23 protein-coding genes are annotated in these 24,455 nt (G+C 65.6%); 6 read left to right on the top strand and 17 right to left on the bottom strand.

What is annotated here, in order from left to right; all coding sequences use genetic code 11:
• Positions 1-5: 5 nt before the first annotated feature.
• The 3 genes from ACIQ3B_RS02995 to ACIQ3B_RS02985 form a co-directional block, all read right to left on the bottom strand.
• Positions 6-653 carry a DsbA family protein gene (locus ACIQ3B_RS02995; protein ID WP_397399834.1) on the bottom strand — a complete coding sequence of 216 codons (648 nt, stop codon included), beginning with the start codon at positions 651-653 and terminating at the stop codon, positions 6-8.
• Between the two features lies 1 nt (position 654).
• Positions 655-1,275: a DsbA family protein gene (locus ACIQ3B_RS02990; RefSeq protein ID WP_397399833.1), complete on the bottom strand. Its 621-nt coding sequence runs from the start codon at positions 1,273-1,275 to the stop codon at positions 655-657.
• Between the two features lie 114 nt (positions 1,276-1,389).
• The gene (locus ACIQ3B_RS02985; protein WP_397399832.1) at positions 1,390-1,926 is read right to left on the bottom strand and encodes a DUF721 domain-containing protein; all 537 of its coding nucleotides are present in this window, start codon (positions 1,924-1,926) and stop codon (positions 1,390-1,392) included.
• A 44-nt stretch (positions 1,927-1,970) separates the two neighbouring features.
• On the opposite strand from ACIQ3B_RS02985, the gene mutY reads away from it, so the two are divergent.
• Positions 1,971-3,017 carry an A/G-specific adenine glycosylase gene (mutY, locus tag ACIQ3B_RS02980; RefSeq protein WP_397399831.1) on the top strand — a complete coding sequence of 349 codons (1,047 nt, stop codon included), beginning with the start codon at positions 1,971-1,973 and terminating at the stop codon, positions 3,015-3,017.
• Here mutY and ACIQ3B_RS02975 read toward each other — a convergent pair.
• From ACIQ3B_RS02975 to ACIQ3B_RS02950, 6 genes are all read right to left on the bottom strand, one after another.
• Positions 3,003-4,172 (bottom strand): MFS transporter, encoded by a 1,170-nt coding sequence (locus ACIQ3B_RS02975; protein WP_397399830.1) that lies wholly within the window; start codon positions 4,170-4,172, stop codon positions 3,003-3,005. The two genes, mutY and ACIQ3B_RS02975, sit on opposite strands and share 15 nt — an antisense overlap.
• Positions 4,173-4,372: 200 nt before the next feature.
• A complete protein-coding gene (locus tag ACIQ3B_RS02970; protein ID WP_397399829.1) occupies positions 4,373-5,452 on the bottom strand; it encodes a site-specific DNA-methyltransferase in 1,080 nt (359 codons plus the stop codon).
• Positions 5,453-5,551: 99 nt separating this feature from the next.
• Positions 5,552-7,024: a Si-specific NAD(P)(+) transhydrogenase gene (gene sthA / locus ACIQ3B_RS02965; protein ID WP_397399828.1), complete on the bottom strand. Its 1,473-nt coding sequence runs from the start codon at positions 7,022-7,024 to the stop codon at positions 5,552-5,554.
• 80 nt (positions 7,025-7,104) lie between these two features.
• Entirely contained in the window at positions 7,105-7,719 is a 615-nt protein-coding gene (locus ACIQ3B_RS02960) for a ribonuclease HII (protein ID WP_397399827.1), read from the bottom strand.
• Entirely contained in the window at positions 7,716-8,306 is a 591-nt protein-coding gene (locus ACIQ3B_RS02955; RefSeq protein ID WP_397399826.1) for a DNA-3-methyladenine glycosylase I, read from the bottom strand. Before ACIQ3B_RS02955 ends, ACIQ3B_RS02960 begins: the two co-directional genes overlap by 4 nt.
• A 50-nt stretch (positions 8,307-8,356) precedes the next feature.
• On the bottom strand, positions 8,357-9,160 hold the full coding sequence (locus ACIQ3B_RS02950; protein ID WP_397399825.1) for a YgfZ/GcvT domain-containing protein: 804 nt from the start codon (positions 9,158-9,160) through the stop codon (positions 8,357-8,359).
• A gap of 62 nt (positions 9,161-9,222) precedes the next feature.
• Between ACIQ3B_RS02950 and ACIQ3B_RS02945 the strand changes: the two genes are divergently transcribed.
• From ACIQ3B_RS02945 to ACIQ3B_RS02935, 3 genes are all read left to right on the top strand, one after another.
• Complete coding sequence (locus tag ACIQ3B_RS02945; RefSeq protein ID WP_397399824.1) at positions 9,223-10,191, top strand: glycosyltransferase family 9 protein; 969 nt, start codon at positions 9,223-9,225, stop codon at positions 10,189-10,191.
• Positions 10,192-10,464: 273 nt separating this feature from the next.
• Positions 10,465-12,243: a feruloyl-CoA synthase gene (locus tag ACIQ3B_RS02940; protein ID WP_397399823.1), complete on the top strand. Its 1,779-nt coding sequence runs from the start codon at positions 10,465-10,467 to the stop codon at positions 12,241-12,243.
• The gene (locus ACIQ3B_RS02935) at positions 12,240-13,781 is read left to right on the top strand and encodes an acetolactate synthase large subunit (RefSeq protein ID WP_397399822.1); all 1,542 of its coding nucleotides are present in this window, start codon (positions 12,240-12,242) and stop codon (positions 13,779-13,781) included. Before ACIQ3B_RS02940 ends, ACIQ3B_RS02935 begins: the two co-directional genes overlap by 4 nt.
• Before the next feature lie 58 nt (positions 13,782-13,839).
• Here the strand turns inward: ACIQ3B_RS02935 and ACIQ3B_RS02930 are convergent, their stop codons facing one another.
• The 3 genes from ACIQ3B_RS02930 to ACIQ3B_RS02920 all read right to left on the bottom strand — a co-directional run bounded on the left by ACIQ3B_RS02930 (position 13,840) and on the right by ACIQ3B_RS02920 (position 16,774).
• On the bottom strand, positions 13,840-15,156 hold the full coding sequence (locus ACIQ3B_RS02930; protein ID WP_397399821.1) for a hypothetical protein: 1,317 nt from the start codon (positions 15,154-15,156) through the stop codon (positions 13,840-13,842).
• A 180-nt stretch (positions 15,157-15,336) separates the two neighbouring features.
• Positions 15,337-15,795, bottom strand: coding sequence for an NfeD family protein (locus tag ACIQ3B_RS02925; protein ID WP_397399820.1), 459 nt, complete (start codon positions 15,793-15,795; stop codon positions 15,337-15,339).
• Between the two features lie 4 nt (positions 15,796-15,799).
• Positions 15,800-16,774, bottom strand: coding sequence for an SPFH domain-containing protein (locus tag ACIQ3B_RS02920; RefSeq protein WP_397399819.1), 975 nt, complete (start codon positions 16,772-16,774; stop codon positions 15,800-15,802).
• A 123-nt stretch (positions 16,775-16,897) separates the two neighbouring features.
• Here ACIQ3B_RS02920 and ACIQ3B_RS02915 point away from each other — a divergent pair, with 123 nt between their 5' ends.
• Positions 16,898-17,476, top strand: a complete 579-nt coding sequence (locus tag ACIQ3B_RS02915) for a hypothetical protein (protein WP_397399818.1) — start codon at positions 16,898-16,900, stop codon at positions 17,474-17,476.
• A 3-nt stretch (positions 17,477-17,479) separates the two neighbouring features.
• On the opposite strand, the gene yaaA is transcribed toward ACIQ3B_RS02915, so the two are convergent.
• The 5 genes from yaaA to ACIQ3B_RS02890 are packed head-to-tail and all read right to left on the bottom strand — an operon-like array spanning position 17,480 to position 22,530.
• Complete coding sequence (gene yaaA / locus ACIQ3B_RS02910; RefSeq protein WP_397399817.1) at positions 17,480-18,277, bottom strand: peroxide stress protein YaaA; 798 nt, start codon at positions 18,275-18,277, stop codon at positions 17,480-17,482.
• A gap of 39 nt (positions 18,278-18,316) precedes the next feature.
• Positions 18,317-19,726: an FAD-binding oxidoreductase gene (locus ACIQ3B_RS02905; protein ID WP_397399816.1), complete on the bottom strand. Its 1,410-nt coding sequence runs from the start codon at positions 19,724-19,726 to the stop codon at positions 18,317-18,319.
• 23 nt (positions 19,727-19,749) lie between these two features.
• Positions 19,750-20,718, bottom strand: a complete 969-nt coding sequence (locus tag ACIQ3B_RS02900; RefSeq protein ID WP_397399815.1) for an L-threonylcarbamoyladenylate synthase — start codon at positions 20,716-20,718, stop codon at positions 19,750-19,752.
• On the bottom strand, positions 20,637-21,917 hold the full coding sequence (locus ACIQ3B_RS02895; protein ID WP_397399814.1) for a YceI family protein: 1,281 nt from the start codon (positions 21,915-21,917) through the stop codon (positions 20,637-20,639). Before ACIQ3B_RS02895 ends, ACIQ3B_RS02900 begins: the two co-directional genes overlap by 82 nt.
• Before the next feature lie 4 nt (positions 21,918-21,921).
• Complete coding sequence (locus tag ACIQ3B_RS02890; RefSeq protein WP_397399813.1) at positions 21,922-22,530, bottom strand: YceI family protein; 609 nt, start codon at positions 22,528-22,530, stop codon at positions 21,922-21,924.
• Positions 22,531-22,662: 132 nt separating this feature from the next.
• On the opposite strand from ACIQ3B_RS02890, the gene ACIQ3B_RS02885 reads away from it, so the two are divergent.
• The gene (locus tag ACIQ3B_RS02885) at positions 22,663-24,405 is read left to right on the top strand and encodes an acyl-CoA dehydrogenase (RefSeq protein WP_397399812.1); all 1,743 of its coding nucleotides are present in this window, start codon (positions 22,663-22,665) and stop codon (positions 24,403-24,405) included.
• The last annotated feature ends 50 nt before the right edge of the window (positions 24,406-24,455 follow it).

Below are 24,455 nucleotides of genomic sequence, written 5' to 3'. Positions count from 1 at the left end.
GAAGGTTAGCGGCCTCCCCCGGGTTTCGGCTTCAGCGCCCTGGCGATGGCGGCGTCAAGATCGGCCAGATCAGGCACCCGATCACTGGCCAGCTTCACACCATTTACGAAGAAGGTCGGGGTGGAGTTCACCTTGTCTGTGCCCGTGGCGTACCGAACCCGCCCCTCGAGCGCCCGAAGGGCCGTCTCGTCCACCAGGCAGGCCTCGAACTGCGACTCGCTCAGGCCATTGGCTTTGGCGATATCCAGAAAGATGGCCTTGATGTTCCCGCCCTGCCAGCGCGACTGGCTTCGTAGCACCTGGTCAATGATCGGGAAGTAGCGGGTCCCGCCGTTGCAGCGCGCCATCAGCACGCCTGCGACTGCAAGTTGCTGGGGCGCGGTCAGCAGTTCGCGGGCCGTGTAGAAGACCTGTCCCGTGTCAATGTACTTCGCCTTGAACGCCGGAAAGACCTCGGCGTTGAATTGGGCGCAATGCCCGCAGGTCAGCGACATATACTCGACCACATGAACCCGGGCTCTGGAGTTCCCGAGGTTCATGTCTCCCGGCGCGGCAGGCCAGGATTGCTGAGCCGCCCAGGCCGGCGCCACCGCCGTCGTCGCCAGGCTGGCGAGAACCGCCACAGAGCGCCGCCGGGTCAGGGTCGCAGACATGTTACTTGCCGGCCGCGGCCACGGCGGCGTCGAGTTCCTCAAGGGTCATCTCGCCCTCCTTGGCCTTCTTGCCGTTGATGAAGAAGCTGGGCGTGGAGGACACGCCGCGCTGAACGGCGGCGTCGACCCGGGCGGCAATGGCCTTCTGCGACGTCTCGTCATTCACGCAGGTGTTGAACTGGGCCTCGGTCATACCGGCCGACTGGGCGACCTTCAGCAGGGTTCCCCGCGCGTCGCCGGTCCGGAACATCTCTTCCTGGCTGCGGAACAGGGCGTCGATGACGCTGAAGTACTTCTCCTTGCCCGCGCAACGCGCCGTGAGGAAGCCGGCCACGGCGACGGCCTCCGGCGGGGTCAGGAATTCATGGAAGGTGTACTGGACCTTGCCGGTGTCAATGTACTTGGCCTTGAAGGCCGGGAAGACGTCATTGTTGAACCGGCCGCAGTGGTTGCAGGTGGTGGAGGCATACTCCTCGACCTTGATCGGCGCATTGGCGTTGCCAAGGGTCATGGCGTCCGCAGAGGCAGCGCCGCCAGTTCCGGCATTGTTGCATCCAGCCAGGGCCAAGGCCGCGCCGGCGGCGGCCAGTGCCATCAGGAAGCGGCGTGTAGGGATCGTCATCTGGGACCTTCCGGTTCTGAACGGAGTATTAAAACGCGATTCCCGCGCGACGGCATAAACCCTCTCGCAAAAGCCGACGCTGGAACCTGCGGATTAGACCGCCGCGAATGTGTGTCAACTGCCGCCGCGACGCAGAACACCTCGACCAAGCGTGATCAGGGCGTCCTTGAGGCGGCCTTCGGGGGCGCGGGAGAGGCTTTCCATCAATTCGGCCTCGGTCGCAGCGTCCAGCGGAGCCTTGCGGCGGGGCGGTGGCGGTGGCTCGGCCCGGCGAATCGGGCCCTGCACGATCCGCAGCTTGCCGACGGCGTCCGCACCCAGGAACACATTGACCCGGGCCAGAATGTCCTGCGCCTGATGCTGGATAATCGCCGCAGAAGGTCCGGCCACGCGGATCTCAAGTGAAGAGGGCGCGCCATTGCGACCCTTGATGAGCTTCACGGGCTCGGTGCGGCGGGCGATGTCAGCGCCGACGATCTCGCGCCAGCGGGCGATCAGCGCCGAAGCCCCCTGGCCAAACCGACCGTCCAGGTCCTTCATGAACCCACGGAGCGCCCGGCTGGCCGGGGGCGGCGGACGATGCAACGGCCGGGTCCGTTTCTCCTTGAGAATACGTAGCGTGTCCTCGACATCGGGAAGGCGGCGGCGCATGGCACACTCTACCGCGGAGACTGCGGGGATGGTAGGCGGGTCTTGTGCAGCCTGATCACCTTCGCGCCCAGCTCCTGACCTGGTACGACGCCAATGCGCGAGCCCTGCCCTGGCGGGTAAGGCCGAAGGATCATGCGACTGGCGTGCGCGCCGATCCCTACTTCGTCTGGCTGTCGGAAGTGATGCTGCAGCAGACCACTGTGCCGCACGCGACGCCCTATTTCCTGGCCTTCACAGAACGCTGGCCGACCGTGGCGGATCTGGCGTCAGAGGCCGACGGCGAGGTCATGGCGGCCTGGGCTGGACTCGGCTACTACGCCCGCGCCCGGAACCTGCTGGCCTGTGCGCGGGCCGTGGCGAACGACCACGGAGGCGTGTTTCCGGATACGGAGGAAGGCCTCCGCGCCCTGCCCGGCCTGGGGCCCTACACCGCCGCCGCCGTGGGCGCGATCGCCTTTGACCTGCCGACCAACGTCGTGGATGGCAACGTCGAGCGGGTGATGGCGCGCCTGTTTGCTGTGACGACGCCATTGCCGGAAGCCAAGCCCGAATTGAAGCGTCTGGCCGGGGAGCTGGTGCGCAGCCAGCGGCCTGGCGACTGGGCGCAGGCCCTGATGGATCTGGGCGCCACGGTTTGCAAACCGAAATCGCCATTGTGCGAGCGCTGTCCAGTGTCGCGCCATTGCGCAGCGAAAGCCAAGGGTTCTCCGGAGACCTACCCCCGACGCACGGCGAAAGCCGCGCGGCCGCATCGGTTTGGCGTCGCCTATATTCTGACGCGCGGCGATGAAGTGGCGCTGGTGCGACGCCCGCCCAAGGGGCTACTGGGCGGGATGTTGGCCCTGCCGACCAGCGAATGGCGCGGTAACCGCTGGGGCGAGGCCGAAGCGATAGAGGCGGCGCCCGCGCCGGCTGACTGGCGAAGTGCAGGCGAAGTGGAACACGTCTTCACCCATTTCAGCCTGACCCTGCAGATCCTGCGGGCCGAGGGTGATGCTCATGAGGTGATCTGGAGCCCTCATCGCGACATGGAGGGCTTGCCCAGCGTCTTTCTGAAGGCGGTGCGTGCAGGGCTTTCAGCTCTTCTCTGACGGTTGTGCAGACACGCCCGGAAACACGAACAGCAGCACACTGAACCCCACCGCCGACATCATCAGCGCCGCGGCCGGGATGGCGGGCACGCCATAGCTGGCCAGAGCCACCCCGCCCAGCGTCGCGCCCATGGCCTGGCCCATCGAGAACACCGAACCGTTGAGCGCCAGCGCTACGGGCGCGCCATTGGTCATCTGGATCAAGCGGGACTGGGTGACCGGCGAGATCGAGAACAGCGCCATGGCGGCCAGGAAGATGGCCAGGGCGACGAGGGCGTCGCTGGCCCAGCCCCTTGGCAACAGCTGGTGTGTTGCGGCCAGATGCAGGCTCATGGCGCAGGCTTGGATGGCGATGCCCTGCAGGATCCAGGACTTGCCGGCGCCACGGTCGGCGGCGCGTCCGCCCAGCCAAAGGCCGACGGCGGCGCCGACACCGATCATCGCCTGGAAAAACGCCACGCCGGCGCCGGTGATGCCGGTGCCCACCCGTACGATGGGCGCGATGTAAAGGTTCAGCGTCATATTGGCCGCAAACGTCAGGAAGCTGGTCAGGTGGAGCGGCCAGATACCGGAAAACTCGACACGCCCGCCTTCCCGCTTCGGCGGAGCCGGCACGCGGGGCAGGAAGAAGATCACGCCGATGAGCGCCACAGCAGCAAGGGCAGCCGCCACGAGAAAGGTGGCGCGCCAGTCAAAGATCGAACCGACGACACTGCCGATGGGAATGCCAATAACAAAGGCCAGGGTCATGCCGCCGGAGACCATGGCCAGGGCGGACCCACGCCGCTCGGGGGGCACAAGGGCGGCTGCAGCCACGCTCGCGGCAGGCCCGGACATGGCGCCGGCCAGGCCAGCAAGGGCGCGAAGCACCAGCAAGGTCTCGAAGTTTGGCGCAAGACTACAGGCCAGATGCAGCACCAGCCCCAGCGCAAGGCCCGCGATCACCACAAACTTCCGGTCCATGCGCCCCAGCGCCCAGGCCGCCACCGGGCCCAGCAGGGCCGAGGTGAGCACATAGGCCGTCTGCAGTTGTCCTGCGACGGCAGTGGAGACGCCGAGGTCTTTCGCCATCTCTTCCAGCAGGCCCGCGAAGATGAAGGCCGCCGAGCCGAACGCGAAGGTGCAGAGCGTGAGCACGAAGACGCGCGGGTTCATGCCTGACGCCCAAACATGCCCGAAACTCTCCCCACGCTTTTCGCAAGGGTGGTTTGGAACGGCGCTGAGGTCCAGCCCTCCGTAGATCGCGACAGCTTGAAGTGGATACCGGTTCAAGCGCCGGTCGCGCTCTAAACGTATGAAAACGAGCCTGTTTATCCGGTTCAGATGATTCCATCTGAACCGGACAGGCTCCAGCGTCAGACGGGCAGCTGCGCCCGCACCTTGGCCCTGAGCACATCGATGGGAGCCAGGCCCTTGTCGGTCTTGAAGTGCCAGTAGGTCCAGCCGTTGCAGGCCGGTGCAGACTGGACCATCGCGCCCATCTTGTGGATCGAACCCGAAAATTCACCGACCACCAGGCTGCCGTCAGGCCGGACGCGCGCTGCGTGGCGGCCCTTGGGATCATAGAGCAGGTCACCTGCCTGCAGCAGACCGGCCTCCACCAAACTGCCGAAGGGCACCCGCGGCTCGGACCGGCGCGACCCTGTCACCAGCAGTTCCTCGGCCGTAGCCGGGATTACCTTGGCGATCCGCGCTTCAGCAATGGCGGCGTAGCCTTCATCGCGTTCGATGCCGACAAACCGGCGACCCGTGCGCCGCGCCACGGCGCCCGTCGTGCCGGTGCCGAAGAAGGGGTCCAGGATGATGTCGCCCGGCTTGGTCGAGGCCATGATGACCCGGTGCAGCAGGGCTTCGGGCTTCTGCGTCGGATGCGCCTTGGTCCCGGTCTCGTCCTTCAGGCGCTCGTCGCCGGTGCAAAGCGCAAAGGTCCAGTCCGAGCGCATCTGCAACTCGTCATTGGCCATCTTCATGGCGTCATAGTTGAAGGTATAGCGCCGCCCGCCACGCGATTTGGACGCCCAGATCAGGGTCTCATGCGCATTGGTGAAACGGGTGCCCTTGAAGTTCGGCATCGGGTTCGACTTGCGCCAGACGATGTCGTTCAGGATCCAGAACCCGAGATCCTGCAGCGCCACGCCGCAGCGGAAAATGTTGTGGTAGCTGCCGATCACCCACAGGGCGCCGTCGTCCTTCAGGACACGCCGGCATTCCTTCATCCAGGCGCGGGTGAAGGTGTCATAGGTCTCGAAGCTCTCAAAGCGATCCCAGTCGTCGTCTACCGCGTCGACCTTGGAATTGTCCGGACGCAGCAGGTCGCCGCCCAGCTGAAGATTGTAGGGCGGATCAGCGAAGACGAGGTCGACAGACTTGTCCGGAAGCGTCTTGAGCGCCTCCAGGCAATCGCCCCGCAGGATGGTGTCGACCGGCAGACTCATGACTTCAAGTCCCTGAAACAGAAGATGAGAGTCTGCGCTTACATGGTGAACGGGCCGTCAACGGTCATGGTGAACGAGCCGTAAAGGCCGGGCCGGGGCTCAGCCGTTCACCACCCGGATCGCACGCCCAAGGCTCTGCTCTGTCACCCGGACACTGGCCTGTTGCCTGGGCATGCGGTTCCAGGCGTCCAGCGCGGCCACCTTGTAGGCCTCGGCAAGGGTCGGATAATTGAAGGTGTTCTCCACGAAGTAGTCGAGCGTGCCTTCCAGATTGAGCACCGCCTGTCCGATATGGATCAGCTCGGTAGCGCCCTCGCCCACGATATGGACGCCCAGCAGGCGCCGCGTCTCGAGCGCGAACAGCATCTTCATGAAGCCTGTGCCGATGCCCATGATGTGGCCGCGTGAGGTCTCACGGAAGCGCGCCACGCCACACTCGTAGGGAATCCCGCGCTCACGCGCCTGTTCCTCGCTGAGGCCGATGGTTGAGATTTCCGGCACGGAATAGATGCCATAGGGGAAGAATTCCGGCGCCGCCTGGATCGGCTCTTCGAAGGCATGGCAGGCGGCGATCCGGCCCTGCTCCATCGAGGTGGAGGCGAGGCTGGGGAAACCCACGATGTCGCCGGCGGCGTAGATGTGCGGGGTGGCGGTCTGGAATGTGGCCTTGTCGACCGTCAGGCGGCCCCGCTCGTCGGTCTCCAGGCCGCAGGCCGGCAGATTGAGCGCATCGGTGGCGCCTTCGCGGCCCGCCGAGAAGAGCACCATGTCGGCGCGCAATTCACGACCATCTTCCATCGACACCAGGCAGCGACCCGGGCCCTGGACCTTGGCGCCGGTAACCTTGGCGTTGAAACGGACGGTGACGCCGCGATCGCGCAGGTCATGGACGAATTCATCGGCCAGTTCGCGATCCAGGAACGGCATCATCGAGGCGTTGGGCTCGATCACGGTGACCTTCACGTCCAGCGTGCTGAAGATCGAGGCGTACTCCATCCCGATCACGCTGGCGCCCACCACCACTAACTGGCGCGGGATGCGGGTAAGGTCGAGGATCTCGTCGCTGTCGACGATGTTCTCGCCGTCAAATTCGATGTGTTTGGGCCGATAGGGCCGGGTGCCGACAGCGATCACGAACCGTTCGGCACTGAATGTCATTACGCCGTCAGGGCCATCTACGGTGATCGTCCTCAGGTCAACGAACCGCGCTGAGCCGATGATGGTGTCCACGCGGTTGCGGGCGAACTGGTGCTCTAGCACCTCGACCTCGTGGTGCAGGGTGATTTCGAGGCGCTTGCGCAGGTCTTCCGCCGTGATGTCCTGTTTGGCCCGATAGGCCTTGCCGTAGAAGCCACGCTCGCGCCAACCCGACAGATTCAGCACCGTCTCGCGCAGGGTCTTTGAAGGGATTGTGCCGGTGTGGACCGAGACGCCGCCGACCCGCCGGCCACGCTCGATCACCAGAATGCGCTTGCCGAACTTGGCGCCCTGAACTGCGGCCCGGCGACCTGCAGGCCCGCTACCGATCACGATCATATCGTAGTGGGTTTGACCCTTTTGGGTGATCGACACGTATCCCCTCCGGCTTCTGCTGGACGAGGGGACCATAGCGGCGGGGTGTTAAGGTAACCTTCGCGTTGAAAACGCGGGCGTCAGCCGCCCAGCAATGCCCGGATCGGCGCCCAGCTACGCCGATGAATGGGGCTGGGTCCAAGCCGCGTCAGCGCCGCCACATGGCTGGCCGCGTGATAGCCCTTGTGGCCGGCGAAACCGTAGCCGGGATAGAGGGCGTCCATCTCCACCATCAGCTGATCGCGGGCGACCTTGGCCAGGATCGAGGCCGCCGCGATGGACAGCGACTTGCCGTCGCCGCCCACGACGGGTGTGACCGGGCACGGCAGAACAAACCGGTAGTTGCCGTCCACCAGGGCATGGGCGGGCGTGATCGCCAACGCCTCGACCGCGCGGCGCATGGCCAGGCCGGTCGCCTGCAGGATGTTGAGGGTATCGATCTCCTCAACACTGGCGAAGCCGACGCCCCAGGCCAAGACTGAGGCCTTGATCTGCGGTTCCAGGGCCGCGCGCGCACGCTCCGTGAGCTTCTTGGAGTCATTCAGGCCGTCTGGAATACGCGCTGGGTCGAGGATCACCGCCCCGGCGCTGACCGGCCCCGCCCAAGGGCCCCGACCAGCTTCGTCGACGCCACAGACTACCGACCCGCTGATTGCATTTTCCAGAGCCAGATTCGGCGCGGCTGTTTCCCTCACCGCACCAGCGCCTTCACCCGCTCATGGCAATGGCACTGGACGAAGTGGTCATTGACCATGCCCACGGCCTGCATCCAGGCATAGACGATCACCGGCCCCACAAACTTGAACCCCCGAGCCTTCAGCGCCTTGGAGACCTCCACCGCCAGCTCGGTCTGGGCCGGAACCTCGCCGAACCCGGTCCAGCGATTCTGGATCGGCTTGCCGCCGGTGAACCCCCAGCAGAACTCCGAGAAATCCTCCCCGCGATCGCGCATGGCCAGATAGATTTTCGCGCTGTTGATCGCCGCATCGATCTTGGCGTTGGAGCGAACGATACCGGCGTCAGCCATGAGCCGTGCCCGGTCGGCCTCGCCGTAGAGCGCCACCTTTTCGGGATCGAAATTGTCGAACGCCGCGCGAAAAGCGTCACGTTTCCGCAGGATGGTGATCCAGGCCAGTCCCGCCTGAAACCCGTCCAGCACCAGCTTTTCCCAGAGCGCACGGCTATCGTATTCGGGCGCCCCCCACTCGGTGTCGTGATAGGCCTCGTAGACCGGGTCGCCGGCCATGCCGCGCCATTCACATCGGATCAGGGACTGGGTCATGGGCGCAGTCTCGCAGCAGCCGGAGCGCCGAGACAAGGGGGGTCAGGCCGTCATCCGAGCGCTCGGTCAAGCCAGTCCGGACGTGCGACCTCGACGGCGCGACCTTCAGCAGTGAGACCGCCAGCCTCCGCCCGGTCCAGCCGCACCAGCGCCATTGCTCGTCCATCGATCCCGGAAAGCACTGCGCCCGCCCGCAGGTCGCCCGCCAGCACTTCGGTTCCCGGGGCGGGCGCGGCGCCCTCGAACACCAGCGGCAACATCCGGCTCTTGATTACGCCCCGCCGCTTCATGCGCGAGGTGGTCTCCTGGCCCACGAAGCAGCCCTTCCGGAAGTCGATGCCGTTCAGGAGGTCGAAATTGGCCTCGATGGGATAGGTCTTCTCGCTGCCCCAGTCTGCTGAGCCGGGCACACCCAGCGAAAGCCGGTAGGCGTCATAGGCCGCCTCATCGGTGGTCGGGTCCATGGCGCCATATGCGCGCCAGCCAAGTTCATCGAGACGCGGATCGCGAAGCCCGCCATCCGGTGCGCGGTCGCCCCAGACCGCATAGACCTGGGACTCCGACCCGGCGAGGTCCACCTTGGCCCGCAGGCGATACAGGGTCAGTTTCTGCAGCAGAGCCTCGCGATGCTCCGCCGCCACGTCCAGCAATGCGCCGTCACCCCGACCCACCACGAACAGGTCGTAAAGCAGTCGCCCTTGTGGGGTCAGTAATGCACCGAAGCGGACTTCCCCGTCCGCCAGGGTCTCGACGTCCTGCGTCAACAGGCCCTGCAGGAAGCTCCGCCAATCAGCCCCGTTCACCGCGATCAGGGCCCGGCTCGGAAGATGCGCAATCGAAAGGTTGGCGGTCATATCAGCAATCTGGGGCCGCAGGCAGTGGAGCGCCAGAGCCTCAATGCCTATAGAAGCAGACAATGCCCTCCGCCCCCGGTTTTCCGATCCTGTTCATCACCGCCACGCGGATCGGCGACGCCGTGCTGTCGTCCGGTTTGATCAAGCGTCTCGCCGATGAGATTCCGGGCGCCCGCTTCACCATCGTCGCCGGACCGGCCGCAGCCCCGCTGTTCGCACATGTGCCGGGTCTGGACCGGATCATCACGCTCGAAAAGTCGAAGAGCGGCAGCCACTGGTTCCAGCTCTGGCGGGAGGTGCGAAAGACGCGGTGGGGCCTCGTGGTCGATCTTCGGGGATCGCGGATCGCAAGCCTGCTTGGTCCCCGTCGCAGGGCAGTCCACCGCAAGGCCGGCCAGCCGCTGCACAAGGTGCTGGAGGCGGCGCGGACGCTGAAGATCGAGGACGATCCCGCAGCCCCTCATATCTACACCAGCGTCGGCGTTGAGGCCTATGCAGACGAACTGACCCAAGGCGCGGGACCGATCCTGGCCATGGCCCCCGCCGCCAACTGGATCGGCAAGACCTGGCCGGTCGAGCGCTTCAGTCAGGTAGCCATGACCCTGTTGCACGGTCATGGGCCGATGGCCGGGGGGCGGTTGATGGTGCTGGGGGGGGCCGGCGACGAAGCCCTGGCGCTGTCGCTCAAGGACTCCGCCGGTCGGCGTTTCATCAATCTGGCCGGCAAGGTGGATCCCCTCACGGCTTTTGCATGCCTTAAGCGCGCCCGGTTGTTCATCGGCAATGACAGCGGGGCCATGCATCTGGCTGCGGCGGCCGGCGTTCCAACCATCGGGTTGTTCGGGCCCTCGGACGACAGACTCTATGCGCCCTGGGGGGATCTGACCCGCGTTGTGCGGGGTCCGCGCAGCTACGACCAGATCCGGGCGTTGGATCCGAACCTTGACCAGGCGATCTGTCACATGATGGACCTGCCGGTGAAGACTGTGGTCGCCGCAGCCGAGGCGTTGATCCGACAAACAGAAATCTGACCGACAGGGCCGCAATCTGTCGGCTCCCGGGGGTCTCGTGCGTCTATTCCCTGGCGCAGGTTTTGCGCTGTCGGACCAGAGGAACCCAGCCAAGCAGTGCATGCCCTCGGTGGCGGATATGCAGAAGGCTGGCCCACTGGTGGCTGACGCCCCGGACGCAGTCCTGGCCTCGGCGCGGCAGATCTCTTTGACGGTCGGCGGCGGGGTCAAGGGCCACCCGAAAGCAGACGCCCGGGCTTCCCTTTTTGTGTCCGCGCCCGTAACGCTCGATCCATGGACGCCGAGCTTCGCCCCTCCAACGCCCCGTTCCGTGATCCGCTCTATGCGCCCAGGCGGCTGGACGTAGTGGAGCGACCGGGCGGCGAGTTCATCCTGACCAACCCGACACTGTTTTCCCAGGATCACCAGACAACCACGGCGTCTCTGGCGCATTGGGCGATCATTGCCCCGGATAGGTTGTGGCTGGCGGAGCGCTCAGGTTCAGGATGGCGGACTCTGAGCTTCGCCGAAGCGTGGCAGCGGGTCACAGCGCTGGCCGCCGGGTTGCAGAGCCTCGGCGTTGTCGCAGATCGCCCGCTGCTGATCCTGGCGCGAAATACCATTGAACACGCCCTGATCACCTATGCCGCGATGAGCCAGGGGATGCCGGTGGCGCCAGTGTCGCCCCAGTATGGCCTTCCCGGCGCAAATCTGGCGCGCCTGACCCATGCGTGTCAGGTGCTGAACCCTGCGGCGGTCTACGTGGAAGACGCGGGCTTGTTTTCTGATGGACTCTCGGCGGACGCACTCGCCGGCCTGCCTGTCATCGCCAGCCTCAATCCGCGTGCTCAGGATGTGCCACTCGAGCGGCTTTACCGCGAAGGCTCGGTCGCGGCGACGGCTACACCCGAGCAGCACGCCAAGTATCTCCTGACCTCAGGCTCTACAGGCCTGCCCAAGGCGGTGATCTGCACCCACTACGGCATGAGCATCAACGCCGCTCAGATCGAGGCCTGTTTCGTCGATCCCGATCCCCCGATCATGGTCCACTCCGCGCCCTGGAGCCACAGCCTCGGGGGCAATGCGATCCTGCATATGGCCGCGCGCAGGGGCGGCACGGTCTATATCGACGCCGGCCAGCCGACGGCCGCGCGGTTTGGCGAGACGGTGCGGAACCTGAAGGAGATTTCGCCGACCTATCAGAACATGGTGCCCGCCGCCTGGATGTTGTTCGCCGAGGCGCTGGAGGTCGACGACCAGCTGGCGCGGACTTTCTTCGAGCGGGTGCGACTGCTGCAGTACGGCGGCGCAGCGCTGGGTCAGTCGACGGCCGACCGGATCCAGGCTGTCGCCGTGCGGACCATCGGCCATCGCATCAGCTTCGGGTCGGGTTATGGCGCGACCGAGACCGGGCCCACGGCCTGCAACGTTCACTGGCCAAATGCGCGGATGGGCATGATCGGGCTGCCGTTGCCAGGCACTTCGGTCCGGCTGGTGCCAACGGCTGGCAAGCTGGAGTTCCGGGTCAAGGGTCCGCAGGTCTCGCCGGGGTATCTGGGGCAGCCGGAGATGTCGGCAGCGGCCCGCGACGAGGAGGGCTTCTACAAGGTGGGGGACGCCGCGCGCTTTGTAGACCCTGAGGAACCCACCGCCGGCATGATCTTCGACGGCCGCATCTCGGAGAATTTCAAGCTGGTCTCCGGCACTTTCGTGGGCGTCGGCGAGTTGCGACTGGACGCAATCGGAGCAATTGGTGACGCCGTGACCGACGCGGTGGTCTGCGGCGAGGGTGAAGAAACCGTGGGGCTCCTGCTCTATCCCAACCCCACATTGGCGTACGACCAGGTCGAAGCCGCGGTCCGCACCGGCCTGGCCGCCCACAATGCCCGCGCAAAGGGATCCGGCGGCAAGGTGGCTCGCGCATTGGTCCTGCCCGCCCCGCCAGACCCCAACACCGGCGAGATCACCGATAAGGGCTACATCGCCCAGAGCCTCGCCCGCACCCGGTACGCCGAAGACGTAAGGCGGCTCTTCGCCGTCCCCGCCCCTCAAGATGTGATGGTGTTCCAATGAATGGCGCCGACGCCCTGATCGCGACCCTGGTGGCCAATGAGGTCACCGCCTGCTTCGCCAACCCCGGCACCTCCGAGATGCAGTTCGTCGCCGCCCTGGACGGCGTGCCGGCGATGCGCCCTGTGTTGTGCCAGTTCGAGGGTGTCGCGACGGGCGCCGCCGATGGCTACGGCCGGATTGCGGAAAAACCGGCCTGCACCCTGCTGCATCTGGGGCCCGGATACGGCAACGGCGTCGCCAACCTGCACAACGCGCGCCGCGCCTACACGCCGATCGTCAATGTCGTGGGCGACCACGCCACCTATCACCGCCAATACGATGCGCCGTTGAATTCCGACATCGCGACCCTGGTGAAGCCCAATTCGATATGGGCGAAGTCTGCCGACAGCCCTGAGACTGTCGCCAGCCTCACGGCCGAGGCGGTGGCCGCCAGCTATGGCCCGCCGGGTGGCCCCGTCAGTCTGATCCTGCCGGCGGATTCAGCCTGGCTGCCGGCCAGTGGCGAGCCTGTCATGGCCCAGAAGCCCGTGCGGCCCGCCCCTTCCGGCGAGGCTGTAGACGCTGCCGCCCGGGCTATCAGGGCGGCGAAGAAGCCGGTCATTCTGTTGGGCGGCCAGGCCTGTAGCGCAGAGGCGATCCATCAGGCTGGACGTCTGCAAGCCGTGGGCGTCACGATCTACACCGACACCTTCGTCGCCAGGCAGCCGCGCGGCGCCGGCGGATTTGCGCCAAAGAAGATGCAGTATTTCGGCGAGCTGGCGCTGGTGGAACTGGAGGGTGTCGATCTGATGGTGTTCGCCGGCACGACCATGCCGGTCGCCTTCTTTGCCTATCCTAACCGGCCCAGCGTGCTTGTGCCCGAGGGCTGCGACACCCTGTCCCTGTCCGCACGCGCCGAAGACTCGGTTGCAGGCCTCGCGGCCCTAGCCGATGCGCTCGGCGCCCCGGCGACGGGGCAGGTTCAGGCCCTGAAGCTACCCGATGGGGCGCCGTCCGGCGCACTGAATGCTCATCTGGCGGGCGCCTCCATCGCGCGTCACATGCCGGAGGGCGCGATCATCTGCGATGACGCCGTGACCTCCGGCGCCGGCGTCTCGGCCGCCACCCTGACAGCACGGCCACATGATGTTCTGGCCCTGACCGGCGGGGCCATCGGCATCGGCCTGCCCCTGGCGATCGGGGCTGCCGTCGCGGCGCCGGACCGCAAGGTGCTCAGCCTCAATGGCGACGGCGCGGCGATGTACACAATCCAGGCTCTTTGGACGATGGCGCGTGAGAACCTGGACATCACTGTCGTGGTCTTCGCCAACTACACCTACCGCATCCTCAATATCGAGATGCAGCGCACCGGCGCCGGCGAGGCCGGCCCATCTGCGCGCAAGCTTCTGGACCTTGGCGAACCCAACATCGACTTTGTCTCCGTCGCCAGGGGCCTTGGTTTGCCGGCCGTCAGTTGCTCGACCGCCGAAGACTTCGACAAGGCCTTCGCCGGCGCCATGGGCCAGCGCGGGCCGATGTTTATCGAAGCGAAGATCTGACGAAAAAGGCCCGCGACGTCGCCGTCGCGGGCCTCTCATCATTCAGCTCAAACCGGGATCAGGTGTTGCCGGGCAGCTTGCAGTTGCCAGCGAACGCACAACCCACGGCCCGGACAGCCGACACGGCGGGCGCACTTTCATACTCGAGCATATAGCCCTTCAGTTTGTCGGCGCAGGCGACCTCGACGTAGGTGGTGCCCTTCTCGGTCTTGCCGACGACGCGCGAGTTGGACACCTCACACGAGTTCACGTTGTTCTTCTTGAGGTCGGCCGTGAAGGCCGCAAACCCCGGTTCCTTGGTCATGGAACACCGGAACCCCGTGATCGGCGCGCGGGTGCAATCCACGATCAGGTTACCCTTGCCACCCGGACGGAAGCTTCCGATCACGCCGGATCCGTCCTTGCAGACCATCTCGACGTTCTCTTCTCCCGGCTTCGGCGGGAACAGGGCATAGCGCGCGACTTCACAGGTCGAACCGGCAGCCTTGGCGAGCTTGGTGTAGAGCGCAGCCTGTTCGGTGAGGGCCTCACGGGCGTCCGTCAGCTCGCAGCCCCCCAGGATGTTGGTGGCCTTGGCGCATTCATAGGTATCCGAGAGCGTACCTGAAGCGGCAACCTTGTAGATGTAGCCCTTCCCGTCTTGACAGGCGGCCTCGTAGTAGGTGGAGTTATCCTTGGCCGTGCCGACGAAGCGGCGATCCTTGATCACGCAGCCGTTGTTGGCCGCCACAGCGAACTTGTCGACCACCAGCATGCGGGTCGCCCGATCAGTGATCGTGCATTTGATGTTGCTCTCGGGACCGTCATACATCAGGCAGTTCTGAACCTGCGCGGCCTTGGTCGTGTCGAACGGGGCGCTGGCGACGACGATGTAGCCCGCGCCGCCCGAGCAGGCGACTTCCATATAGGTGCTGGTCTTGGTCTGGCCGATGCCTCGTGCCTGCTCCGGTATGCACTCCACGCCTGCCGTCTTCATCATCGGCTGAAGGAGCGCCTTGGGATTATCGTTCCCGGGAAGCATGCAGGGCGCTGACGGAGCCTGGCCCGGCGCTGGCGGCGTATTGGCCTCAAGACAACTGAACGCCGAAGGTGCACCAGCCGCAGGAGCCTGAACGATGTAACCCATCGCACCGGCGCCGCAGGCCACTTCGAAGTAGGAAACCTTGGCCTTCTTGTCCTCGCCGACCAGTCGGGCGTCGGATATCTGGCAGGGGAGACCGGCCGCAGCGACGACGGCTGGCGCGCGCGCCATGCCGGCTTTGCGCGCAGCCTCAGGGACTCCCGCCGGCTTTTTGGCCTGGGACACGGCCGCAGCGGGGACCATAAGCGCAGCCATCAGAGCCAGCGCCAGCCCGATTGCTCTAGGCGTCTTCACCGTTTGTCTCTCCTGGGTCGTGACCGTGGGGTCGTGGATTTCCGCGCACATAAGCGCTGTGACATGTCGCGGGTCAAGCTGCTGCGCAATGCCGACTGAAGTATGGCGCAGTTCCAACCACTTAGCGAAACGTGTACGGTCGTGCGGCCTCCCGGTCATCCGACCATTGCAACCGACTCGTTACGCAGGCCGCACCTTGAGGTGGGCGCCTTCGATGTCGACGACCTCGACGTTTGTGCCCGCCGCCAGGCTCTCACCGGTCTCCAGCCGCGCCGCCCACTCCTTCCCGTCGATAGCAACCCGCCCCGCCCCATTGGCAAAGGCGACGACCGTCGCGCCGTGACGCCCTAACAGACGACCGGACGCGTCATTGATGTCCGGAGTGGGAGTTCCCGAAGTCTGCGGCAAGTAGCGCCGGGCAGCCAGAGTCGAGGCCATGGTCAGAAGGGCGAACACCAGCAGGGAGGTCGGCAGACCGGTACTCGCAAGCGCGACGACCACCGCAGTCACCCCCGCCGACGCAGACGCCCAAAGCAGCCACCCCGTCCCGGTCATGACCTCGATAGCCAGCAACGCCGCACCGAGCCCCGCCCAAATCCAGAACGGCTGCGCCGCCAGGAGATCCGTCACCGCATCCATTGCCTCAGACTCCCGTCGACGGCACTGCCGACCCGCCTCTACCGCGAGGCTGGGCAGGGTGTGGCGGCTGGGGATCAGCGTTGATGGCTTTCACGAGTTCGCCAATGCCGCCGATGGACCCCACCAGGGCGCTCATCTCGGCCGGTACGATGACCATCTTCTGGCTCGGGCTTTCGGCAAGCTTGCCAAAGGCCTCGACGTACTTCTGAGCCACGAAGTAGTTGATCGCATTGACGTCGCCGGCGGCGATGGCGTTGGAGACCAGCTCGGTGGCCTTGGCCTCGGCTGCGGCGGAGCGTTCGCGCGCCTCGGCGTCCCGGAAGGCCGCTTCCTTTCGGCCCTCCGCCTGCAGGATCGCCGACTGCTTCTGGCCCTCGGCGACCGTGATGGCCGCCTGCTTCTCGCCATCGGCTTCGGTGATCACAGCGCGCCGCTCCCGCTCGGCCTTCATCTGGCGCGCCATGGCGTTGGTGATGTCTGGCGGCGGTTGCAGATCCTTGATCTCGATCCGGGCCACCTTAACGCCCCACGGGCTGGTCGCCTGATCGATGACGTCGAGGAGCCGGGTGTTGATCTGGTCGCGTTGCGACAACACCTCGTCCAACTCCATGTTGCCCACCACAGTCCGCAGGTTGGTCATGGTCAGCTGCGTGATGGCAAAGTCCAGATTGGTCACCCGGTAGGCGGCGGCCGCTGCATCCATCACCTGAATGAAGACAATGGCGTCCACCTGGACCGAAACGTTGTCCTTGGTGATCACGTCCTGGCGCGGCACGTCCAGCACCTGCTCCATCATGTTGATCTTGCGCCCGATGCCTTCAACAAAGGGGGTAAGGAAGCTGATCCCGGGCTTCAGGGTTCGCGTGTAGCGACCAAACTGCTCGACGGTGTATTCCCGCCCCTGGGGTACAATCTTGATGGCGCCGAGAGCGACAACCACCGCAAGGATGAGGAAAACGCTAGCGACAATCAAACCCATGGCCCGGCCTCCAGACTTCAGGGACGAAGTCTACCGGGAAGCCGCGCCCGACGCCACGGAAACCAGACGTTGCGGGACGGCGCCATGCTCGCGCCATGGTCTACAGTCTGATAGCCATCCGACATGATCCGACACGCCCTCCTGATCGCCCCCCTGGCCCTTCTCTGCGTGGCCGCCGCGCCGGCCCCCAAGGCCCCGCCCGCAAAGTCCGCCGCCAAGCCGGTCGCAGCCAAGCCCGCGCCTCCGAAACCGGTATCTACGGCGGTGGTGAAGGGGTCCTTCGACGTCCAGAATCCGCAGGGTCTGATGGACATTCTCGGCCAGGCCGGCGCCAAGGTTCAGACCCGGGCCCGCGATGGCGATTCCGTATTTGTCGCCGTGACCTCGACCACCGCAAACTTCTCGATGCAGTTTGCCGGCTGCAATCCGCAGGGTCGCGCCTGCCGCGCCGTACTGCTCGACGCGGCCATGGATAGGTCGTCGGTAACCGGCGCCCAGATCAATGCGTTCAACCAGACTTCGGTGATGTGTCGAATCTATCAGGACCGGGCAGCCACCCAGCATGTGGTCTATTCAGCGATGCTGTTTCAGACGATGAACCGAGATGACGCCGCAACTCACCTTCAGGCTTGGCAGGGCTGCCTCGCGGACGCTCATGACTTCCTGAAGGACCCGGTAGGTTACCTGGCCAACGCAGCCTGAGCGTCAGGCGGCCTTGCGAGCCGGAGACATCGGCTCGGGCTGGGGCCGCGAGAATGTGAACTCGGCGTCGGAGGAAAGCTCCGGCGCGAACCGGTATCCAGCGACGTTGAATGATCGAAGGTCGGCCGCCTGCTCGATGCGGTTGTCGATGGCGTAGCGCGCCATCAGGCCACGCGCCTTCTTGGCGTAGAAGGAGACGATGCGGGCCTCGCCGTCCTTCTCCTCCAGAAATCGGCAGGACAGCACCGGCAGGGTCAGAGCCTGGCGGTCGACGGCGCCGAAGTACTCTCCGCTGGCGCAGTTCACCAGGGTGGGATCACCATGGTCACGCGCTGCCGCGTTCAGGGCCTCGGACACTCTAGGGCCCCAGAAGTCGTAGAGGCTCTGTCCACGCCGGGTCTTGATCCGTACGCCCATCTCCAGACGATAGGGCTGGATGGCGTCGAGCGGACGCAGCACCCCGTAGAGCCCCGACAGGATGCGCACATGATCCTGAGCCCAGGCCAGACCCTTGCGATCCAGCTCGCGCGCCTTCAGCCCGGCGTAGACATCACCGTTGAAAGCGAACGCCGCCTGCACGCCCTCGTCCGACCCGGCGTCGAAGGCCTGGAACCGCTCACGGTTGAGTTTTGCCAAACTGTCTGAGAGCGACATCATCCGCTTGAGATCGGCGACGCGCAGATTGCGGGTAACCTTCGCCAGCTCGGCCACCTGATCGGTCATCTGCGGCGAAGTCATCGCCACCGTTTGAGGCGCCGCAGTGAAATCGAGGGATTTGGCCGGTGACAGGACGATCAGCATCGCAGCGTCTTACGGCGGCGCGCCGGGGTCGCCAACCTCCTAAAACAGAACTCTCGGATTGAGAATTCTTCCGGGATCAAGCGCCAGCCGGATCGCGCGCTGCGCGGCCAACTCGACATCGCTCTTGTAGCGCGCGCCTTCCGCCGTTTTCATCGATCCCAGGCCGTGCTCGGCGCTGATCGAGCCGCCCAATCGGGCCACGATATCGTGAACGATCCTGGATCCGGCGTCACGGCGCGCGGCATGTTCGGCGTCCGACCCTCCGTCGGGCCGCAACACATCATAGTGGATGTTGCCGTCCCCGACATGGCCGAAGGCGGCGATGCGGGCGCGAGGCGCGAAGACGTCCATCGCTTGGTTCGCTTCGGCCAGAAATGCGGGAACCTGGCTGACCGGCACCGCTACATCGTGTTTCCAGGTGGCGCCCTCGGGCTTCTGGGCCGGCGACTGGTTCTCGCGGATCTCCCATAGCGCCCGGGCCTGGCTGTCGGATTGGGCGACTACCGCATCGCGGATCAGGCCGGACTCCAGTCCCGCCTCGAGAAACTGCGTCATCGCGCCTTCCGCCGATCCCGGCTCGCCGGACGCGAATTCGGCAAGCACATACCAGGGGTGCGGCGCCGCCAGTGGGTCACGCGTGCCGGGGATATTTCGGAGCACGAACTCCACCCCGAGCCGACCCATAAGCTCGAACGCCTCCACGGCCCCGCCCGTCTCGTCCTTGGCGCGGGTCAGAAGTTCCAGCGCCGCCTCGGGGGTGGCGACGCCGATCATCGCCACGGCGCGCGAGGCCATCACCGGGAACAGTTTCAACGCCGCGGCGGTGACGACGCCCAGCGTGCCTTCGGCCCCGATCAGGAGCTGCTTCAGATCATAGCCGGTATTGTCCTTGCGCAGCCGTTTCAGGCCGTTCCAGACCTCGCCATTGGGCAGCACCGCCTCAAGGCCCAACACCAGATTGCGGGTCATGCCGTAGCGCAGCACCTGGGTGCCGCCGGCGTTCGTGGAGACGACGCCGCCCACCGTCGCAGAGCCTTCAGAGGCCAGGCCGAGTGGAAATCTGCGGCGCACGTCCGCCGCCGCCGCATGCACCTGCGACAGGGTCACGCCCGCTTCGGCGACCAGCACGTCGTCATAAGGCTCAACCTCGCGGATGGTCCGCAGGCGCTCTGTGGACAGCAGCACCTCGCCCTGCGGGATCTGTCCGCCTACAAGCCCGGTGTTTCCGCCTTGGGTGGTGATCGCCTGGCCGGCTTCGAAGCAGATGCCGACGACGGCGGCGACGTCAGCGGTCGATTTCGGAAGGGCAAGAAACGGCGTGATCCCGACCCAGCGGTCGCGCCACTCCACAAGCTTGGGCGCGATCCGGTCAGGATCCTCGCTCCAGCCATCCGGACCGAGCACGGCTTTCAGGCGTGAAATCACATCGGCGGAAACGGGCGCGGTCATTCCCCCAATCTATGACATTGGCGCTAACCTACAAAGCCCGCCGCACGGCGCAGGCGATCGTTGATGGCCTCGCCCAGACCCTCCTGGGGAATCGGCGCTATGGCGATCGCGAGGGGGTTGGTGCGATCTGCCGCTCGCAGATAAGCGAAGAGATTGGCGGCGGCTTCGCGCAGGTCACCGGTCGGACTGAGGTTCCACGGACCATGCCCTGCCGATCCGAAGGCCAGCCAGGCCTCGCCGGGGACCGGCTGGAGCACATCCAGTCGGACTGGCGCGTCAGGTGCGTAGTGACGCGTCAGTCGGCCAGGGGAGCGCTTGGCGTCGCCGCCGGCCTCCGCCAACGGGCCAATGATCGCCTCGATCTGGTCCCGGGTGATCGCGCCGGGGCGGAGCAATCGCGCATCGTCCAGCAAGGCGACCACTGTTGATTCGAGACCGATTGTGCAGGAGCCCCCGTCCAGGGCCACTGTCGCGGCCTCACCGGTCTCCTCGACTGCGTCTGCACAGGTGGTCGGACTGGGGCGACCTGAGCGATTGGCCGACGGCGCGACGAGGGGCCCGCCATAGGCTGAGACCAACCTCTGGGCCGTTGGATGCCGGGGAACCCGCACCGCAACGGTTTCAAGTCCGGCGCGAGCCAGATCACAGACCGCAGCGCCATCAGAGACCGGCAACACGAGTGTCAGCGGGCCTGGCCAGAAAGCGGCAGCCAATCGCTCAGCCCGATCATCGAACCGTGCGACGCTTCGCGCCATCGCAAGATCACTGACGTGAGCGATGAGAGGATTGAAAGCGGGCCGCCCCTTGGCCTCGTAGACCCGGGCCACAGCCAGCGGATCAGAAGCATCGGCCGCCAGGCCATAGACCGTTTCGGTCGGCATCAGCACCAGACCGCCAGCCCGGAGTGCGGCTAAGGCGAGGGCGAGCTGCGTTGCGCCGCGAGTACGATCCGCACCGTCACCTTCGCCGGAATCTGATCGGTGCTCGCCCATTCGCCCTGCCCTACCCCGAAGGTCGTCCGGTCGAGGGTGGTTACACCGCTGACCTCGGCCCTGTCGCCGACGATCTTCAACCGGAACGGCAGGGTAAGTGGCCGACTTACGCCACGCAGGCTCAGCTGGCCTCGCGCCACGAACCGCCCATCGCCCGTCCTCTCGAACCGCGAGGCGGTGAATGTAGCCTTCGGATGGACGGCGGTGTCGAACCAGTCGGCGGATGGCAGGCTGGCGTCTCGCTGCTCATCGCCCGATACCGCCGAGGCCATGTCGATAGAAACCGACACCCGTGATCGGTCGAGCGCGTCGGGATTGAACTGGATATCAGCCATCCAGCGGTCGAAACGGCCCTCGATCGCCTCGCCGCTCCAGGCAGTGGCGAAAGTCAGGCTCGAGCCGCGAGAAACTTTCCACGCAATCGGTCCCACATCTGGTCTCGGCTCCACCACCGTAGTCGCCGCCGCAGGCTTCGGCGGAATCGGCGCCTCTGGCTCAGGTGTGGCTGCGACCGGAGCAGGCGCACTATGCGGACGCGGCGGATGATAGGTGCGACCGAACGCCACGACTGCGAGCAGCGCAACCGGGATGGCCAGCAGTCGCCGATCAAATCGTCGGTCAAACCGCACACCTGGAATCATGCGCGGGAGAATACGCGGATCACCCCTGAAGATCTGATGCTTCAATGCGCCCAGCACATGCAAGGCGATCAAGCCATAGGCAGCCTTGATGATCAGCTCGTGACTGACCTCCCCCGCCTGATGCCAGATCGCCCGCGCAGCCGGGGTCAGGTCGGCAAGGCCCGGCACGTGCGGCCAAGGCACGACGCCGAACAGCAGGGTTGGAAACGCATACCGGCTGGCCGACACCGCAAGCCAGCCGGTGATCGGCATGCCGATCATCACGCCGTAGAGGGCCCAATGCACACCGTGCGACAGCCTTCGCTCCCAAGGCGTCAGGGACGCGGGTTCCGGCGGCGGCGGATTCAGCATGCGCCACGCCAGCCGGATCAGGCTCAACAGCAGGATGCTTATCCCGATGGACTTGTGCAGCTGGACGATGGCAAACGCCTCGGGCGTTCGACCTTCCATCCGACCTGCCAGCACCACCTGCAGAACGATCAGCGCTGCTATTGTCCAGTGGAGTAAAATGGCTCCGGTGGAGTAGCGAGCAGCGGCGAGGGTTCTCAGGTCCGTCATCGGGCTATTTCCTCACGAACTCGACATCGAAAACCAGGTCGATCTGATCATCTGCAAACAGACGCGCTGCGGTCACGCCGAACTCGGATCGCCGGATCCGGCCCGTGCCTGAGAACGCCATACGCTCGCTTGCGCCAGCCGGGTCAGCACCCACGCCCTTGAACGCTACATCAAGCACCACCGACCGAGTGACGCCGTGAAAAGTCAGATCCCCCGTCAACTGCCCTCTCCCCTCCGTGTCTGCGGCGAGCGATGTCGATCGGAAGCGAATGACCGGATACTTGTCTGGCTCAAAGTAGCCCAACACTGCCCGACTGAACGCGCTGTCGCGCGCCACGATGGATCTGGGATCGACCGTGATCTCCACCTCCGTGTTGCGCCAGCTCGCCGGATCGTAGGTAAAGTCGCCCGACAGAGTATTGAAGCGCATGGCATAGCGGGACAACCCGCCCATGAGTGGAATCCTGATCAGGAGGCTCGAGCTCCCGGGCTCGAGCACGTAGTTGCCCGCAGACGCCCGGGTCGGGTCGCGATTGGTGGGCTGAGCAGTGATCGGGCTTGTAGCCATAAGCCACAGACCCAGAATCAGGAACGCAGACGCGCGGCGCAGCATTCGGATCGCACCCTCCCCGACCAATCCAACTGATAAGCATAGGTGCGACGAAGAGATGGCGGGAATCTCACGGGCCGCTTCCGAACTTCTCGCGCAGAGGTTAGGAGACGGCAACAGTCAGACGAGATCCATATGACGTTCCGAGCCCCTGCCCGCGACCTGGCGTTCGCGTTGAAGACCATCGGCCACAGCGACCTGCTGGCACGCGCCTATCCGGATCTCGATGAGGACACCGTCCAGGCCGTGCTGGAGGCCGCCGCCGCCTTCGCCAACAACGAACTGGCGCCGCTGAACCGCAAGGGCGACACCGAGGGTGCACGGTATGAGAACGGTCGCGTAACGGCTGCACCGGGCTTTGCCGAGGCTTATCAGCGCTTCGTCGAGCAGGGCTGGAACTCGCTGTCCGCCGATCCTGAGCATGGCGGCCAGGGGCTCTCAAAGGCGCTGGAGCTTGCAGTGTTCGAGATGGTGCACGCTGCCAACATGGCGTTCGGCCTTTGCCCGATGCTGACCCAGGGCGCCATCGAGGCCCTGGCTCTCCACGGCACGGAGAGACAGAAACGGCTGGTGCTACCCAAGCTGGTGTCCGGCGAGTGGACAGGCACCATGAACTTGACGGAACCGCAGGCGGGCTCGGATCTGGCAGCGCTCACGACCCGCGCCGAACCGGACGGCCAAGGTGGCTATCGGCTGACAGGCCAGAAGATATACATTACCTGGGGTGACCACGACGCGGCGGAAAACATCTGCCATCTGGTCCTGGCGCGCACCCCCGACGCGCCCGCGGGCGTGAAGGGCATCAGTCTTTTCCTGACCACCAAGAAGATGGTCAAGGATGACGGAACACTCGGCAGCCTGAACGATCTGCGCGCCGGGTCCATCGAGCACAAGCTGGGTATCCACGGCTCGCCCACCTGCGTCATGCTGTTTGAGGGTGCCCAGGCCGAACTGGTGGGCTCGCTCGGGCAGGGCCTGCCCCATATGTTCGTGATGATGAACGCCGCGCGCCTGCAGGTGGGTGTCCAGGGCGTGGCCATCGCCGAACGGGCGTTCCAGCAGGCGCTGAAGTATGCCACCGAGCGCAAGCAAGGCCGGACCACCTGGGAGGCAGACGGCGCCATCTACGGCCATCCGGATGTGCGGCGCACACTTTTGCTGATGAAGGCCAAGATCGAAGCTGCGCGTGGAATCTGTCTCGCCACGGGCGTTCTGGCTGACCTCGCGCGGCTGGCCGAAACGCCTGACGATCGCACGGCGGCGAAGGCGCGTCAGGAGTTGCTCACCCCCATCGCCAAGGCGTGGTCGACCGACATCGGCGTTGAGGTCGCCTCGCAGGGGGTTCAGATCCACGGCGGCATGGGATTCATGGAAGAGACGGGCGCCGCCCAACACTACCGGGACGCACGCATCGCCCCGATCTATGAGGGTACCAACGCGATCCAGGCCATCGACCTGATCGGGCGCAAGGTGCGGCTGAACGGCGGCGCGACGATGCGGGCGCTTTGCGAGGACATGGCCGCTACGGCGCATAACCTGGCCGACGACCCCGATCTGGCCCGGGTGGGTGAGCGGCTGACCGCTGGGGTCGCAGCCCTGGAGCGCGCGACTGACTGGCTGGTCGCCGCCGACAACGCTGCTGCCCTTACCGCGGCCACGCCCTATCTGAAACTGGCCGGTGAAGTCGTGGGCGGCTGGATCCTGGGTCGACAGGCGCTCGCAGCCTCCGGGTCGTCGGATCCCTGGATGCAGAGCAAGGGCGCGCTGGCCCGGCTCTACGCGGGTCAGATCCTGACCCAGGCCTCCGGGCAGGCCGACGCCGTGGTCGAAGCCGATCACGACCTGGAGCGGACGGCGGCGGCGGCGCTGGCCGGCTGATCCATACGCGTTCAGAACGACGTTCGCTGGCAATTCATCTTTGCATGCTA

The sequence above is a fragment of the Phenylobacterium sp. genome (assembly GCF_044358365.1).
GTDB lineage: Bacteria > Pseudomonadota > Alphaproteobacteria > Caulobacterales > Caulobacteraceae > Phenylobacterium.
This window is presented reverse-complemented; position numbering and strand designations above follow the sequence as displayed.

Coding starts and splice junctions, on each gene's coding strand:
- ACIQ3B_RS02900 (WP_397399815.1), bottom strand. CDS start 20,718: ATGGGCGAGCACCGATCAGATTCCGGCGAAGGTGACGGTGCGGATCGT.
- ACIQ3B_RS02890 (WP_397399813.1), bottom strand. CDS start 22,530: ATGCTGCGCCGCGCGTCTGCGTTCCTGATTCTGGGTCTGTGGCTTATG.
- ACIQ3B_RS02985 (WP_397399832.1), bottom strand. CDS start 1,926: ATGCGCCGCCGCCTTCCCGATGTCGAGGACACGCTACGTATTCTCAAG.
- ACIQ3B_RS02940 (WP_397399823.1), top strand. CDS start 10,465: ATGGACGCCGAGCTTCGCCCCTCCAACGCCCCGTTCCGTGATCCGCTC.
- ACIQ3B_RS02920 (WP_397399819.1), bottom strand. CDS start 16,774: ATGGGTTTGATTGTCGCTAGCGTTTTCCTCATCCTTGCGGTGGTTGTC.
- ACIQ3B_RS02990 (WP_397399833.1), bottom strand. CDS start 1,275: ATGACGATCCCTACACGCCGCTTCCTGATGGCACTGGCCGCCGCCGGC.
- ACIQ3B_RS02895 (WP_397399814.1), bottom strand. CDS start 21,917: ATGACGGACCTGAGAACCCTCGCCGCTGCTCGCTACTCCACCGGAGCC.
- ACIQ3B_RS02950 (WP_397399825.1), bottom strand. CDS start 9,160: ATGACCGCCAACCTTTCGATTGCGCATCTTCCGAGCCGGGCCCTGATC.
- ACIQ3B_RS02995 (WP_397399834.1), bottom strand. CDS start 653: ATGTCTGCGACCCTGACCCGGCGGCGCTCTGTGGCGGTTCTCGCCAGC.
- ACIQ3B_RS02905 (WP_397399816.1), bottom strand. CDS start 19,726: ATGACCGCGCCCGTTTCCGCCGATGTGATTTCACGCCTGAAAGCCGTG.
- ACIQ3B_RS02975 (WP_397399830.1), bottom strand. CDS start 4,172: ATGAACCCGCGCGTCTTCGTGCTCACGCTCTGCACCTTCGCGTTCGGC.
- ACIQ3B_RS02945 (WP_397399824.1), top strand. CDS start 9,223: ATGCCCTCCGCCCCCGGTTTTCCGATCCTGTTCATCACCGCCACGCGG.
- ACIQ3B_RS02925 (WP_397399820.1), bottom strand. CDS start 15,795: ATGGATGCGGTGACGGATCTCCTGGCGGCGCAGCCGTTCTGGATTTGG.
- ACIQ3B_RS02935 (WP_397399822.1), top strand. CDS start 12,240: ATGAATGGCGCCGACGCCCTGATCGCGACCCTGGTGGCCAATGAGGTC.
- ACIQ3B_RS02915 (WP_397399818.1), top strand. CDS start 16,898: ATGATCCGACACGCCCTCCTGATCGCCCCCCTGGCCCTTCTCTGCGTG.
- ACIQ3B_RS02885 (WP_397399812.1), top strand. CDS start 22,663: ATGACGTTCCGAGCCCCTGCCCGCGACCTGGCGTTCGCGTTGAAGACC.
- ACIQ3B_RS02955 (WP_397399826.1), bottom strand. CDS start 8,306: ATGACCCAGTCCCTGATCCGATGTGAATGGCGCGGCATGGCCGGCGAC.
- ACIQ3B_RS02970 (WP_397399829.1), bottom strand. CDS start 5,452: ATGAGTCTGCCGGTCGACACCATCCTGCGGGGCGATTGCCTGGAGGCG.
- yaaA (WP_397399817.1), bottom strand. CDS start 18,277: ATGCTGATCGTCCTGTCACCGGCCAAATCCCTCGATTTCACTGCGGCG.